This window comes from Sphaerotilus mobilis, assembly GCF_004216565.1.
Lineage (GTDB): Bacteria > Pseudomonadota > Gammaproteobacteria > Burkholderiales > Burkholderiaceae_C > Sphaerotilus > Sphaerotilus mobilis.
The window spans coordinates 1-17,493 of sequence record NZ_SGWV01000010.1 but is presented as its reverse complement, the minus strand read 5'-3'; the positions used below and the strand labels follow the sequence as shown (position 1 = coordinate 17,493).

At 68.4% G+C, this 17,493-nt stretch carries 1 protein-coding gene; it reads left to right on the top strand.

From position 1 onward, the window contains the following. Nucleotides 1-59: 59 nt before the first annotated feature. A partial coding sequence (locus EV685_RS12500; RefSeq protein WP_130482381.1) for an Ig-like domain-containing protein occupies nucleotides 60-17,493 on the top strand: 17,434 nt, incomplete at its 3' end.

Sequence of the window (17,493 nt, the reverse complement as noted above, 5' to 3'; positions counted from 1 at the left end):
CAAACCATCTTCACGGCCATGACCTCCCAGGTCTGCCGCACGACTCCAGGGAAATCGACATGAGCAACACCACCGCTGTCCAGATTGCCGACGCTGCTGATCTCTTCAAGAAGCTGTCGATCAAGAACATCCGCGACATTCGCGCCCTGGACGTCGATCTGTTGATCGTCATGGCCAATGGGGAGCGCATCATCGTCAGCGGTGGTGCCGTGCAGGCGCTGACCCAGCCCGACTGGCCGATGGTGTTTGCCGACGGCACCGTCACGCTGGCTCAGTTGTTCCAGAAGATCGAGGAGATCAGTCTGTCGCCCGAGGCCAACCTGACCGCCTCGTCGCAGGAAATCACCCGCTACAACCGCAACAACGCCCAGGTCAAGAAGCCGGCCGGCTCGGCCGACGAAGACGCCCCGGCCAAGTCGGACCCGGTCGAGAAGGCCGGCAAGACCCGGCAGCATGAACCGGTGGTCGAACCGGTGCGAGTCGCGCCCAAGGAGGCCGCACCGGTCCAGGGCCAGCTCGACAACGGCACCACCACCCAACGCCATGTCGCCGACACGGAAGTCAACAGCGACAGGTCCGACAACTGGAACTGGACCTGGCCAACGCTGGCGGGCATCTTCGGCGGGCTGCTGGCCCTGACCGGCAAGACGGGCAGCAACGACAACCCGACGGAGGCGTCCTCCGCGCCTTCCCGGCTGACGGGCGTCGTGGCGCTGGGCAAGATGACCCAGGCCGAAGTGCTGGTTTATGACGAGAACGGTCGCCTGCTCAACAAGGGTGGCAAGGCGGTGGCACTGAATGACGCCGACGGCAGTTACAGCGTCGACCTGGCCACGGGCTACAAGGGTCTCGTGACCGTGGTCGTGCGCGACACCAATTCGGGTGGCAACTACTACGACGAAGCCACCGGTGAGTTCACCGACCTGGACGCAGATCTGCGCGCCGTGCTGGTCGTTGGCGGCGGCGCCCAGACCGCCCACGTCACGGCGCTGACCGAACTCGCCGCTCGCAAGGCCGGCCTGGCGGTTGGAGAGGACTCGGTCCGTGAACTGATCGCGGCGGTGGGCCGTGAGGCGGCGATCACCGAGGTCAAGAAGGCGATGGCAGCGGTGGCCGACGTCTTCGAGGTGACGGACCTGTTGACCAGCACCCCCATCACGACCAATGAAGGCGCCGAACCCAACGCCCAGTTCGCCGCGCTGTCGCAGCGCGAACAGAACCACGGCCTGGCCCTGGCCCTGATCTCCGGCCTGCAGGCCGCTGCTGGCAAGGCCAATGCCGGTGACACGCTGACGCTGCTTGCATCGGTCCTGAACTACAGCGACCGCCCTGGCTTCGAGACCACCCTGATCTGGCGCGCCTCGGAAGGCAGCGAGATGGATGCCAGCGCGGTCCAGGACCTGCTGTACAGCGGTGCGCCCAACGTGCCCTTTGAGCCCACCCAGGCCTACCCGTCGCTGCAGGCCTACATCGAGGACAACCAGATCGCGATGCGCAAGCCCGTCGTGCTGGCGCGTGGCGAATCCCAGAATGTGGTGCTGGACCGGGAAGATCTCGTCAATGGTGCGCTGACGGTGCAAGGCACCGTCGGTTCCACCGCCGTGATGAAGTTGAAGGCTGGCGATGTCACGCTCAGCCTCACGGCGCAGGTGCTCGATGTCGGCGGTGTGGTGGGTGGTCAGGCGACCTTCAAGCTGACGCAGGACCAGTTGCTGGAACTGGGCCAGCAGCTGACCACGATCACCGTCACGGCCAGCACCACCGATCGCGCGGGCAACACCCGCACGGCGGTCGCCTTCGCCCAACTGGAGGCGACGGTCGCCGTCATGATCGACACCGTGCTGCCGTCTGCACGGGTCGTCGGCCTGGAACTGGAAGGCAACAACGACAGCCACTACGCCGAACGTCCCGCTGGTCATGCCGAGGGTCAGGAGGCCGCCTATGGCAGCACCGACGACGGTGTTACCAACATCAACATCCAGGATGTCCGGATCACGCTGAACGACCGGGCGCTGGGTCAGACCGAAAGGATCGAGTTCTCGACCAACGGTGGCCAGACGTGGTTCCGCCCGAATGGCCTTCAGGACATCAGCACGGAAGGCAACGCGCGCACCGTGTTCCTGGCGGCCGGCGTGCGGTTTGCCGAGGGCGAGAACAAGTTGCTGGCGCGCGTGGTCCAGATCAAGGATGACTCTCGGTACGGCAACGATGGCCTGGGCAACTACAGCCCGGTCTACACGACGCCGCAGCCCTTGGCCACGGTCGACACGGTCAATCCTGGCAACGTCTCCTTCGTCATCGATGGCGATGACGGCATCAGCAGCACCGACAACGTCACCGTGGTGGCCGGTCGCTCGATCAACCTGGTGGGCAGCACGCCCGATGCCGTGGTGCGCTACCGCACCGGCCAGGGTGCATGGCGCGATGCGCCTGCCAGCAAGCAGTTGGTGCTGCTCGGCGATTCGGTCGACGGCAACGGCAAGCTGGTGGTCCAGACCCACCAGATCGACCTGGCCGGCAACGTCTCCGAGACGCTGACCCGCACCTTCGTCGTCGACACCTCCGGCGTGATCCAGCATGCGCTGGCACTCGTGCGCGCCTCGGATGCGGTGGCCGAAAAAGCTGCGATCGACACAGCCCGTGCCGGTCTGTCGGCCAACACGGCGGTCGGCAAGGCATCGTTCTCGCGGCTGGGCATCGTTGGGGTGACCGATGACAACCTGCGCGCTGTCATCCAGGGCATCGCCAGCGTGACCGACGAATCCAAGGTGGACACCCAGGCCGGCCTGCAGCAGGTCGTCACGGAAGCCATTGCGGCCGCCAAGGTCGCTCTGGATCGGATCAAGAACTACAACGGCCAAACCCAACCGCCCGAGGTGGTGCCGACCCTGGCTGACTTCGTCACCCTGGGCGTGGACGGTGTCACTGCGGACAACCTTCCGCTGGTGCTGAGCATCTTCAAGACGCTGCCCGATTCGGCCTCCGACACGATCGGCGAGGTTGCGGCCGCCGTGGCGGCGCTGCAGGCCGTGCAGGCACTCGCCGACGGCCGTTCCAACACCGGCCTCCTCGAACTGCCGACGTCAGCGCAGTACGCTGCCTTGGGCATCGCGGTCAACGAAAACGAGGCTCGTCTGCTGGGCTCCGTGTTGGATGCCAAGAACCCTGCCGACGTCGACACGCTGGAGAAGATCCAGGCGATGGCCGATGTGGTCCAGCGCCTGCTCGCGGTCGCCGATGACCGGGGGTCCGGTCCCCGGCCCCTGACCGCCGCCGACTTCGAACTGCTGGGCATCGCCGGTGTCGACGACAGCGTCGACTTCGGCAATCTGGCAGACGTCCTCAATGCCATCGCGGCGAAGTCGCCCTCGGAAGTCGACACCTTGTCGGAGGTTCGCGCGGTGGTCGACGGGCTGATTGGTGACCTCAAGGTCATCATCGACTACGCCACCGACAGTGAGTTCTATCCCAAGCCCACGCTGGACAACTACGCCCGAGGTGGGCTCGCGGCGCTGGTGCCCAACGTCACCACGCTGGATGCCGTCAACTCGGCCGTGGATGCCCTGGCACCGACCGACGTCGGCACATGGCGCAAGGTCCAGGCGATTGCCGAGTCGTACAACCGCGTGCTCGACCTGGTGGGTGCCGACCTGGGTCTGGCGTCAGACCCGGCCAAGGCCGCCGACTATGCCCGCATCGGCATGAAGGCGTTCGAGACGGCCTTCCCGGACCGTGTGGTCGATGGTGTCAGCACGCCGAACCCGCTGAAGGATGAGGCCACCACGCTGCTCAACAGCCTGGTGACGAAGCTGACCACTGCGGACGTCGACCGCGTGAGCGAACTGAAGGCCCTGGCCGACGTGCCGACCCGCGTCATGCAACTGGCCGCTGGCTTGCCGGTGACGCCGCCGCTGACGGTTGCCGATCTGACCGGACTGGGCCTCAGCGACGTCACTGCCGACAACCTGGCCGTCGTGCTCAGCGGCATTGCCGGCAGTGCCGACACCGGCGTGGAAGCCAACACCCCCCGCAAGCTGCAGACACTGGCCAACGAGGCCAAGACCGCTCAGAACGTCATCAGCGCCTACGCCGAGAGCAACGATCCGACCCGCGAGCCGCAACTGGAAGACTACAAGGCGCTGGGCGTCACCGATGTCACCGACCTGGCCATGGCCGGTGCCGTCAACTCGGCCCTGGCCACCTTGGCCGTCAAAGGCCAGCATGCCGACAGCCCCGACGAGGTCAAGGCCATCGCGGCCGCCTACCGGGCCGTGTTCGACCATGCCAATGGCGCGGCCGCAGACACCGACGCCAGCAACGACCCGACCGCTGCCCAGTACGGCTTGCTGGGTGTGGACGTCACCGCCAACGCGGGAGTGGCGGACCTGCTCAACGACGCCGTCGCCGGTCTCGAACGCGACGACGTCAACAACGCCAGCGAACTGGCGACCCTGGCCGCGCACGCCACGGCGGTCACCCAGGCAGCCCTGGGCAAGCTCGACGCGCTCGGTGCGGATCCGCTGCCTGGCTTCAAGGCCGCCATGGAGGCACTGGGCGTCGACGGTCTGACCGACAGCACGCTGGCTGCTGTGTTGTCGGCACTGGTCGCCAGCCCGGATGACCTCAGCGTGGCCAAGGACCTGGCCGCGCTGCAGGCCCTGGCCGATGAGGCGAAGTCTGCGCAAGAAAGCATCTGGGACTATGCCGACTTGACCCCGCCGCCGGCACCGGAAGACGGCCCGAGCATCGAGGACTATGCCGCCATCGGCATCACCGGCCTGACGCCCGAGCTGCGTCTGGCCTTGAACGCGGTGCTGGCCACCGAGGCGATCGACCGCAGCGACCTGGCCTCGCCGGCAGCCCTGCAAGCCATGGCCGACGCCTACCAGTCGGTGATGGACGAGGCCAACGGCCCGGCGCCGGATGCCGATCCGCAGGACAACCCCAGCGCTGCCGACTACGCCACGCTGGGCATTGACCGTGGCGCCGATCGTGGGATCGAAGCGGGCACGCCGCTCGATGCGTCCGCGCTGAAGCTGCTCAACAGCGTCATCGGCCCGTTGGTGGTGGAAGACGTCAACAGCCCCGCCGAACTGCAAGACCTGGCGGACCGCGTCGCCGCTGTCATGGCACTGGCCGCCGGGATCGTCACCGACCCGGTCGCCGCGCCGATCAGCGCCAACGACCTGAATGCCCTGGGTCTGAGCGACGTCACCGACGCCAACCTCGCCGCCGTGCGGGCTGCGATCGCAGCGTCGCCCAATGACGGCAGTGCCGTCGACACGCTGAACGAGTTGCAGGCGGTGGCCCGTGACGCGATCGCGGCGCGCGCCAAGATCATGGCCTACGCCGACAGCCCGACGCCGACTGGCGCGCCGGACGCCGACACCTACAAGGCCATCGGCCTGGTCGACGCAGATGGGGAGCGGCTCAGCGACATCGCCGTCGCCAGCCTCAACAGCGTGCTGGCACGCCCGCAGGTCGACGGCGCCGACGTGTCGTCGCCTGAACAGCTGCAGGCCATGCTGGACGCCTTGACCGAGGTGCGTGCAGCGGCGGACGGCCAGGCGCCGACCGACGGCAGCCTCAGCCCCGAAGCCGCCTTGCTGGATGCCGACACCTGGGCCTTGCTGGGTCTGTCGGGTCTGGAGGGCAGTGACGATCAAACCGAAGCACGTCTGCGGGCCTTCGATGCCGTCGTTGACCGCCTGAACCTGCCCGCCGACCAGGCCGTGGATGTCGCCCGACTCCAGGCGGCCCTGGACGCCGTCGCCAAGATCCAGAACCTGGCCAATGGTGTGGCCACGGCAGGGGGTGTTCCGCTTGCCCAGCAACTCAGCGCCGACGACCTCACCGCCCTGGGTCTGGTCAACGGCAGCTCGCCGATCGCCCGCGCGATGAGCGACTCGCTGGATCGCCGGAACTTCGCCGATGTGGGCCATCCCGCCGCGCTTCAAGCGCAGGTGGACGCCTGGCGCGCCGTGCTCAACGAGGCCAACGAGCCTGCCACCTTGGTGGGCCAGCCGACCAATGCCGACAACACGCCGGACAACGAGCCTGCCGTCAACCCGACGGCGGCCGACTACCGCGCCATCGGTGTGACCCTGCCCGGCGTCACCGATGTCGCCGCGCCCGACGCCGCCACGCCCGATGCCGACACGCTGGCCCTGATGAACGACGTGCTGCGCCGCAAGGAAGCGGCCCAGGTCGACAGCGTGGCCGACCTCGATGCGCTGGCCGCTGCGGTCCAACGTGTCATGGCCCAAGTGGCCCGTGACCTGCCGAGTGGCACCACCGACCTGCCGGTCTCGATCGAAGAGGCCCAGGCTTGGGCGGCCGATTTCGCCGCCCTCGGTGTGTCTGGCCTGGACATCGGCCACACGGCCGAGTTCCCGGACGATCCGGGCAACGTGGGCCAGATCCTGGCGGCGCTGGCCAACCAGGCCAACGACGGCAGCACCGTGCGCACGGTCGGTGCGGTCCAGACGCTGATGGACAACATCCTGCGTGACCTGCTGACCATCAAAAACTACGCCGATGGCAAGGTTGACCCGGACAGCGGCGTGGTGAAGGTGCCGAGCAAGGCCACCTACGACAGCGTGGGCATCCGCAACGTCACCGCCGACAACGTCTCCGCCATCAACGCCGCCCTGGCCAGCGAGCAGGTGACCGGTGCCGATGCCGCCACCCGCAGCCAGGTGCAGGGCATCGTCAATGCCTACAACTTGATCCTGGCCGAGGCCAACGGGCCGACCGCAGACGATGTCACGCCGGCGGCCGATCCCACCCTCCAGACCTATGCCCGCATCGGCGTCAAGACCGCTGCGCTGACCCAGGCCGACGGCATCACGCCGCGCAGCGATGTGCTGGCCCTGCTCAACGACGGACTGGGTGAGCAGACCGCCTCGCAGGTCAGCACGCCCGCCCAGATTGACGCCCTGGCGGCCACCGCCGCCGAGATCGTCCGCCTTGCCACGCCGGCTGCGGCAGCAGGCACCAGCCTGACCCTGTCCGCGCTGAAGTCCTTTGGCATGGACAACTTCAACGAGTCCACGCCAGCCCGTGCTTCGGCAGCGCTCAACAGCCTGGTCGATGCCGTGCGCAAGTCCGGTGCGCCGGACAAGGTCAACAGCCTGAACGAGTTGCAGGACATCGTCGATGGCTTCCGGGTGCTCCAGGACCACGCCGAGGGCGTGGCAGGTGCCCCCACGCCTGCTGCGACCGACTATGCCAAGGCCGGTGCGCCGCTGACCGACACCAGCGCCAGTCGCGCGTCCACGCTGTCCCTGCTCAACGACGCCGTCGCCCGCGTCGATGCCGGCAAGGTTGACAGCGTCAAGGAAGTTGGCGATCTGGTCAGCGTGGTCGAACGCCTGATGGCCACCGCCCGTGGCGAGACGCCCGTTCCGGCACTCACCATCGAGGACCTGAAAGACACGCTGGGCCTCTCCAGCATCAACGCCAACAGCCTGCCGGCCTTGCTCAACCGCATCAAGGCGTCGCCCGACAACGGCAGCGAGATCGAGAACCTGAGCGAGCTGCAAGCCCTCGCGACCCAGGCCGCCGTCTCGATGCAGAAGATCCGCACCTATGCGGACACCCCGCTGGAGGCCTACCTGCCTTCGCTGACGGACTACACCAACATTGGCGTGGCCATTCCCGGCCCGCTGGTGGGTGACGAGAACACCGCCTCGCAGGCCGACTACCTCAACGCCGTCAACAGCGCCCTGGCGTCGGTCGTGGTCGACAGCGCCGATGCTGGAACTCCCGCCAAGGTCCAGGCCATCGTCGACGCCGCCCGCCGCGTGCTGGATGCGGCCGACGGCGTGGTCAACACCGACCCCGAACAACTGCCCAGCCGCGCTGACTTCGAGGCGCTGGGCCTGTCCAAGGACGATCTGGATGCCGCCGGCGCCGGCGGCCTGACCCTGCTGCAAGGCGCGGTCGACGCGGCCCGTCCGGTGGAGGTCAACAGTCCCGACAAGATCAAGCACCTGCTCGACCTCATCAAGCTGGTCGCGCTGGAGGCTGCCGGCCAACCTCAGACCAGCCCGCCGCTGACACCCGCCGTGCTGGAAGAGCTGGGCGTCGACTTCACCGGACTGGACAGCGCCAGCAACTGGCCGGCCATGCTGTCGGCCATCCAGGCCAGCCCGGACAACGGCTCGGGCATCGATTCCCTGCAGAAGCTGCAGGATCTGGTCACCGGCGCGAACGACGCCATGGGGATCATCCGCACCTATGCCGGCGCTTCCGATCCCAGCCGCGTGCCGGCACCGGAGGTCTCGACCTATGCGGCGATCGGTCTGGTGAACACGGACGCCCGCAATCCGGATCCCAACCAACACGTCATCACCCCGTTGGTCACCGCGGCCAACCTGAGCGCGATCAATGCCGCGCTGGCCACCGGCCCCGTGGGTGCCAGCCAGGCCAACACGCCGGCCCAGGTCCGTGCCATCGTGGACGCCTACCAGGGCATTCTTGACGAGGCCAACGGCAGCGCGCCCGATGCCGACACGGCCGACAACCCGACGCAGCTCGACTACACCCGCATCGGCGTGGCGGTTCCGAAGCTGACCACCGGCCTGCCCACCACCGGGGCCAATGCTGGCAAGGCCGACGCGAACGTGCTGAGCTTGCTCAACAGCGTCATCGGCAACCTCGAAGACGGCGCGGTCGACAAGCCGGCCGAGATCGACACGCTGGGTGCGCTGGTCAACAAGGTCATGGCGCAGGCTGCCATTCCCAACAACGACACCAGCACCGCCCCGAAGGTCACGATCGCCGAGCTCGACGCCCTGGGCGTGCGCGACGTCGACGGCAACACGCTGGCCACGCTGGAAACGACCAAGCCCGGTGCCGCGCAGGCCGCGCTCTACGCCATTCGTGTCAGCGCGGACGATGGCAGCGACGTCAACACCCTGTCCAAGCTCAACACCAAGGTGGCCGAGGCCGTCGATGCCTACGAGCGCATCCTGGCCTATGCCGAGACGGGTGCCGGTGAGCAACCCAGCCTGGCGGACTACGCCGCGCTCGGCCTGGTCATCCCGCTGGCACTGCAGGCCGAGCCCATGGCCGCCGACATGCTCGGCGCGGTGCTGCGCACCGCCGCCGTCGGTGGTGAACAGGTCGACTCGCCCAACGAGGTCCAAGCCATCCTCGACGCCTATGCCCGTGTGCTGCAGGCGGCCGATGGCAACCGGGACAACGCCGGCGCGGCCTTGCCTTCCCAGAACGACCTGATCGCGCTGGGTGTCAACCTCGGCGCCACGGCCAACAACGCACACCCGCTGCGGCTGCTGCAATCGGCCATCGACGCCCAGCCGGCCGACCACCTGAGCGTGGCCAGCCCGGCGGCCATCGAGGCCCTCAACACGCTGGCCCAGACCCTGCTGGGTCTGGCCAACAAGCCCGGTCAGACCCTGCCCTCGGCCGATGCCCTGCCCATCAGCAAGGCCCAGCTGCAGCAACTGGGCCTGAACCTCGGATCGACCGTCGACAACGCCGGTGTCGCCGCCGGTCTGGCCGCCGTCCAGGCCAAGACCGACCTGGGTCTGGTCGACACCGTGGGCGAGTTGCAGGCTCTGTTCAATGCGGCCGTCACCGCGCAGGCCAAGATCGCGGCCTACGCCGCGAACCCGGACAACACCGACCCGACCAAGGTTCCGACGCCGGCGGACTTCGCGGCGATCGGCATGGTCGACACCGCCGGCCGGCCCACCGTCACCGACGCCAACATCGCCGCCATCAACAGCGCGCTCGCCACGCCGGCCATCGCTGCTGAAAACGCCAACTCGCCGGCCGAGATCGCGGCCATCGTCAACGCCTACAACGCCGTTCTGGCGGGCGCCACGCCGACCGGTGCTGCGCCGACCAAGGAGCAGTACGCCGCCATCGGTGTCGAGGACGTCACCACCAACAACCTGCCGCTGCTCAACGCCGCGCTGAAGGCCATCGGGCCGGATGCGGCCAAGGACGCTGCCGCGCTGCAGGCCGCCGTCACCGCCGCAGACAAGGTGATCGCCGCCGCCAACGGCCCGAGCGGTTCGATCACCCCTGCCGACCAACTGCCCACCGCCGACGATTTCGAGGCCCTGGGTGTCGACATGGGCGGCTCCAGCGCCGCCAACGACCCGGACGGCAGTGGCGCGGCCCTGCTGGGTGCGGTCATCGACAAGAAGCCGCTGTCAGCGGTGTCGACCCCGGCCCAGATCGAAACCCTGGCCGACGTGGTCAACAAGGTGATGGACACCGCCGCCGGCAAGCTGGTGTCGCCGGCCCTCACTCCCGCCGACCTGCTGGCCCTGGGCATCGACATCACGGGCAAGACGCCGGCCCAGCAGGCCGCCATCCTGGCCGCCATCGCCACCAGTCCGGACGACGGCAGCGCGCTGGAGTCGCTGGCCGAACTGGCCGAACTGGCCGACAAGGCCGTGCTGGCGCTCGCCAAGGTCACGCGTTATGCCCAGTCCAACAACGAGGCCGACCTGCCGAGCGTGCAGGACTACCTCGACATGGGCGTCTCCGGCGTCACGGATGACCAGCCTGCCAGCGGCTCCACGCCGGCCCAGCCGGGCACCCTGGCCGCCGTCAACGCGGCGCTGGGCAGCGGGAATGTGACCGGAACCGAAGCGGATAGCCAGGCCAAGGTCCAGGCCATCGCCGACACCTATGCCAAGGTGCTCGACCTCGCCGACGGCACCCGCAACCACGCCGACAACCTGCCGGCCCTGCCGAGCGCCGCCGAGATCAACCGCCTCGGTGCGAGCGCGCCGATCGATCCCGACACGCTGCTGCTGCTGCAGACCGCGATCGACGCGACCAGCCGTGACCGCGTCGACACGCCAGCCGACATCAACCTGATCGCCGAATCCGCCGCCAAGATGCTGGCCCTGGCAGGCAACACCGACACGCCGACGATCACGCTGGAAGACTTCATCCGTCTGGGCGTCAGCGCCCTGGATGAAGACACCTTGCCGGCCGCCATCGAAGCCGTGAAGGCCTTGAACAGCGCCGCCGCCGTCAACACCAGCAGCGAGCTGGATGCGGTGATCGAGGAGGTGCTCAAGGATCTGGCCCTGATCAAGCGCTTTGCCGAAGGTGAGGTCAATCCCGAAACCGGTGTGCTGGATGTCCCGAATCAGGGCAACTACGAACGCGCCGGTGTCAGCGGCCTGGGCGCTGAGGGCGCGCCAACCGTCGACATGCTCAATGCCGCCGTGCAGGCGCTGAACCGGGCCGATGTCGACACCCGGAGCAAGCTGCAAGGCGTGTTTGACGCCTACCAGCATGTGCTCGACGCGGCCGACGGCACGCCGGGCAATGCCGAGGTGCCGGTCAGCGCCGACGAGTTGCGCCGCATCGGTGTCGACCCGGCCAAGGTGCCGGATGCCGCCACCCCCGCAGGTGCCGCCGCGCTGGGTCTGCTGCAAGGCGCCCTGGACGCGCAGCCGGCCGACCACACGACGCTCAACACACCAGCCAAGATCGGTGACCTGGCCGCGCTGGCGGCCAAGGTCGTCGCGGCCGCCAATGGCGGAAGCACCCCGCCGACCCTGGCTGAGCTGGAGAAGCTCGGCGTCACCGGCCTGACGCCCGAGACGCTGGCCGCCGTGCAAGCGGCGATCAAGGCCAACCCGATCGACGGCGTCAACAGCCTGGACGACCTGCAGACCATGGCCGACACCATGGCCGCGATCCGCCGGATGACCGACGCCGATCCGAGCAACGACCCGGCGACCCCGCCGAGTGCGGCCGACTATGCCGCGCTGGGTGTCACCGGCATCGTCGATGCGCCGGCCAACAACGGCCTGCTCAATGACGTGGTCGCGGACAAGCCCTATGGCTCGGTCGACAGCCCGAACGAGATCAAGACACTCAGCGACATCGTCAACAAGGTCGTCGACCTCGCCAACGACGTCCAGCCAGCCCCCGTGCTGGGGGCCGCTGACCTGGCCAAGATCGGCCTGACCGGCATCACCCCTGAGAGCCTGCCGGCTCTGCTGGCGGCCATCGCTGCCGGCTCGCCCGCGGACATCAGCAGCCTGGACGACCTGCAAGCCATCGCCGAAGCCGCCAAGCTGGCCCAGATCAAGATCGAGGACTACGCCGAGAACGCCGCCCTCGCACCCGTCACCGACGGCGCGCCGGGCGTGGACGACTTCGCGGCCGTGGGTGTCACCGGTGTGCGCGATGCAGCCACCGCCGACGGTCCCGCCAACCTCGCCGCCATCAACGCGGCACTGTCGACCCAGGCCGCAGACGGCACCGATCGCATCGGTGCGGATCTGGCGAAGTTGCCGTCCGACCTGCAGGCCCTGGTCGACAGCTACGACAAGCTCCTCAACCTTGCCAATGGTGTCGCCGATGCCATGGCTCCGGCGGCACCTGCCGACGGCAAGCCGCTGGCGCAGGACTACGCCAACATCGGCGCGGACATTGGTGCCGCAGCGACCGATGCGGTCAACCTGAGCCTGCTCAACGGCGCCATCGACGCCAAGCCGGTGGCCGACATCGCCACGCCAGCCGCCATTGACGCGCTGGCCGACAAGGTCAACCACGTGCTGGCCTACGCCCGCGGCACCGACAGCACGCCGCCGACCGTGGACGAACTCGCCGCGCTGGGCATCGACCTGGGCGACCTGGACGACAGCCAATCCCAGCTCCCCGCCGTGCTGGCTGCACTCGCCGCCGTGCCCGATGCGGACGCCTCGTCCATCGCCACCCCGGCGGGTCTGCAGGCCCTGGTCGACAAGGCCATTGCCGCGCAGGACAAGATCAGCGCCTACGCCGCCGCGCAACCCGCTCCGCTGGATGCCGACAAGGTCCCGAGCGCCGAGGACTACGCCGCCATCGGTGCCGCACTGCCCACCGTCGCCGGATCGACCCCCGCCGAGGTGCTGGCCGCCGTCAACGCGGTGCTGGCCAGCAGCACCGTTGGTGCTGACGAGGTCGCCACGCCCGCACAACTGGCCGACATCGGTGCGGCCGTGGCCAAGGTGCTGGCCGCTGCCGATGGCACCGTCAACACCACCGCCCCGGACGCTCTGCTCCAGCACGACGACGTGGTTGCGCTCGGCCTGCCGGCGGCCACCGCCGACAAGCTGACAGACGGTTCGCCCAACCTCGGCCTGCTCAACCAGGTGGTCGACCGGGCCACCGACGCGCAGGTCAACACGCCTCAAGGACTGGGTGGACTGGCCGACAAGGTCAACGCCCTGATGGACCTGGCCGCGCTGCCGCCGGGCACCAAGCCGACCGCCGAGCAACTGGCCAGCCTGAGCGCTGCAGATCTGGCCGCGCTGGGTCTGCCGGCCGGCCTCACCCCGGCCCAGGCTGCCGCTGTCCTGAGCGCGGTCGCCGCCGGTGATCCGGCCGACATCGCGACGCTCGACAAGCTGCTGGCGGTCGCCGATGCCGCCGTTGAGGCCCTGGACTGGATTGCCGAGTACGCCGCCACCAACGCCGACAACCGGGTCCATCCGCTGACCGTGGCCGACTTCGATGCGCTGGGCATCGTGGGTGTGCGCGACACCGCCGCAGGCAGCGGCTTGCCTGCCACGCTGGCCGCCGTCAAGAACGCGCTCGCCGGGCCCATCACCCGCACACAGGCCGACAGCCCGAAGGAAGTGCAGGACATCGTCGACGCCTATGCCCGCATCCTCCAGGCGGCCGACGGCAGCCTGGGCAATGCGGACGACGCAGGTCAGGCCGGCCTGCCGACCCAACAGGACTTCGACCGCATCGGTGCCGACATCAGCGCCCTGAGCACCACCGAGGGCCTGAGCGCCGCGCAGTCCGCCAATGCGGTTGAGCTGCTGGGCACGCTGGTCGACGCCGTCGCCGCAGACCGCGTCGACACGCTGGCCGACCTGAAGACGCTGGCCGAGTTGGCCCGCAAGATCGTCGAAAACGCGCTGGGCAACGACAGCCCCGACTACGCGCTGACCCCGGCCGACTTCACCGGCCTGGGCATCAACGGTGTGACCGACGGACCGGACGGCAACCTGGCCGCAGTCATCGCGGCGATTGCCGAACGCGCCGCCGAAGATCCGGCGCTCACGCTCGACAACCTCGATACGCTGGCCGAACTCGCCGACGCGGTGGCCACGGTCACCAACATCCCGGTGCTCGAGACCGTCGCCGCCGACGACATCGTCAACCGCGAAGAATGGCAGGCCGGTGTCGTGTTGCGCGGCACCGTCGCCCGCGACAGCATCGTCACGCTGACCTTGCCCGGCATCACGGCACCGATCGTGATCACCTCCGTCGCGGCCGAGATCGGCGCGACCTGGACGACCACGCTCAGCCGAGATCAACTCACCCTGATGGGTGCCGGTGCGGCCGCGAGCGAAGGTCTCAAGACCCTCACGCTGACGGCCACCCGCACTGGCGTGACCTCCAAGGTCGTCACCTACAACATCACCGTCGACACCCTGGTCGATACGCCCCGCATCCGCCTGAACAGCGACACCGGCCGGCTGACCGATGACGAGGTCACCGGCGACAAGACCGTCCTGGTCGAAGGCCTGGAGCCCGGCGGCGTCTGGTACTACTCGATCAACGGTGGAACCAGCTGGAGCGGCGAGCAGGTCACTGGCGACGCCAGCACCGGCAGCTTCACGATCAACACCGATGGCCCTTACGCCGCCAGCCGGATCCGTGTCCGGCAAAAGGACGCGGCGCTCAACATGAGCGACGTCACCGGCAACGACGTGTCCTGGCGCATCGACACGGCCAAGCCGGATGCGCCGGCCGTCGCGCTGTCCGCTGATGTGTCGGCCGGTGGTGCCACCGCCGGCGAAGCCTCGCGCATGGCCGGCCTCGGCACCGTGACGGCCGAAAGCGGCAGCCATGTTGTCCTGACCTTCACCAACCGCACGAACCCGGCCGACGTCAAGGTCGTCGAATTGCCGTTCTTCGAGTCCACCGGCACGACTGTGGCCATCGTGCTCAGTGCTGAGGACCAAACCACGCTGGGCGACGGCACGATCGAGGTCAGTGCCGTGGCCACCGACCTGGCGGGCAACGCCAGCGACGCCGGCTTGAGCAGCTTCGTGCTGGACCGCGTCGCGCCTGCGGCCCACAAGGTCGCCGACGACAAGACCGCCACCATCACCCGGGACACCGTCACCTACACCGTGACCTTTGGCGAGGCGCTGGTCGGTGCGATCAGCCCGGCCAACTTCAAGGTTGTCCAGACCGGCACCGACACCGTCACCGGCACCATCGATTCGGCCACCTATGCCGCTGGCAGCGACCAGAAGCAAGTCACGGTCGTGGTCCGTCCGAATGCCGACCTGGCCGATGCCGTGCTGCGCCTGCAACTTCTCGGCACGGGCCTGACCGATGCGGCGGGCAATCCCGTCGCCGATGCCGACCTGGGCGTCACGGCGCTGGACACCGCCGCCACCAGCAATGGCGCGCAACGGGTCGACACCCTCGCGCCCACCATCACCGGCATCACCGACAGCGTCGTCACGACGCCCGACGTGACCGCTGCGGCTTTCAACTTCCGCGTCACCTTCAGCGAGGCGCTCAACACCGCGCCGACCGCGGCCAATTTCAGCGTCACCAACGGCGGCAGCATCGCCAGCGTGACCGCTGCTTCGGACACGCCCAACACCTATGTGGTCCGTGTCATCCCGCCGGCCAGCAACGCGGGTGCGACGCTGACGCTGGCGCTGATCGCTGGCAGCCTGACCGACGCGGTGGGCAACCCGATGGCGAGCGTCACCGATCTGGGCAGCCTGGGCGGTGCCCAGGCCATCGACACGGTCGCGCCGACCGTGTCGGCCTACTCGCCGGCCGATGGCAGCGTCACCGAACTGCCGCCCGTGGGCTCCATCACGCTGACCTTCACCGAGCCGGTCAAGGCCGGCGCCGGCAGCATCGTCCTGACACCGGACGAGATCGATGCGGAACAGGGCAAGGTCGTCCAGGTCATCGACATCACCAACACCGCCGCCGTCAGCATCGTTGGCAACTCGGTCACCATCACCCCGCCGGACAACCTGGCCAAGTTGACCCACTACACGCTCACCATGGCGGCGGGCGTGCTGCGCGATCTGGCGGGCAACAACCACGCCGGCCTGTCGTCGTCCGGCAGCTTCGTCTACGACTTCACCACCACCGACTCGAACATGAAGCTCGAGAAGCTGACCGGTGATGACGTCGTCAATGCCTTGGAAAACGGGGCCTCGGGCGGCCTGACCCTGACCGGCAACATCGTGGGCTCTGCCGCGCAAAAGGCGGCCTACAGCAATGCATCGTTCAGCGCCGTGCTGACGGCCGAAGGGCACCCTGACGTCCTTGTGACCGACATCGCCTACACCAGCGCCGGCGGCAACGCCGGCGCCTGGACCGGCACCATCGCCGCCAACACGCTGCAGGACGGCGTCACCTACACCTTGAAGGCAACGGCCAGGGCCACCACCACCAGCGGTGGCATCACGGCCGGTGCCTTGAGCAATGCGCAGGCCGACATCTTGGTCGACACCTCCGTGGCCCGCCCCACCATCAGCCTGAAGACCGACAGCGTGGGCCCGGTCCTGCTGACGGCCACCGGTGCCACCGATGGCGTCACCAACGACGCTGTCATCAACATCATCGGCCTGGAGCCGGGCGCGTCCTGGCAGGTCAGCCTCAACGGCGGCGCGTATGGCGCACCGGGCAGCGGCGGCACCTTGACGGCCGACACCTGGGCGACGCTGGACGCGGGTGCCACCACGGCCACCTTCTCCTTGCCAACCGGCATCACCTACGACGCCGGCAAGGTCAAGTTCCGCCAGAAGGACGCTGCGGGCAACACCAGCGAGGCGGCCAGCAACGCCATCGCCTGGACCGTTGACACCAGCATCCCGACACAGGCCACGCTGACGGTCCCCGCCGACATCGTCGACGGGGCCACCGCAGCAGAAACCGAAGCAACCGCCGGTGTCCTGACCGTCAAGGCCGGCGAGGCTGGCTTGGCCATGACCGTGCGTCTGGTCAACCGCCTGGATGCCACAAAGTCCGTCGACATCGACGGCTTCGTCTCCACCGGTGCCAACCAGCCCATCCTCCTGAGCGCCGCGCAACGCGCACAACTGGGTGAAGGCACCATCGACGTCACCGTCATCGCCACCGACAAGGCGGGCAACGCCAGCGATGTGGCGATGAGCAGCTTCGTGCTGGACACGGTGGCACCGGTGGTGGACACGGTGACGGACGGCACGGTTGCGGGTGTGACCAAGGACGCGATCGACTTCTACGTGACCTTCAGCGAGGCCCTGCGCAGCACGCCGACCACGGGGCACTTCAGTGCCACCAACGGTGCGGTGACGTCTGTTGGCGTGGTGGCGGGCGTGGCCAACCAATACAAGGTGACGGTGACGCCGACGGCGGACGTGGCCAGCGGCAACGTGGCCCTGACGCTCAAGGGCACAGACGGCACGACGCAGCTGTTTGACGCGGCGGGCAACGCCGTGGCGGGCAGCACGGATCTGAGTGCCA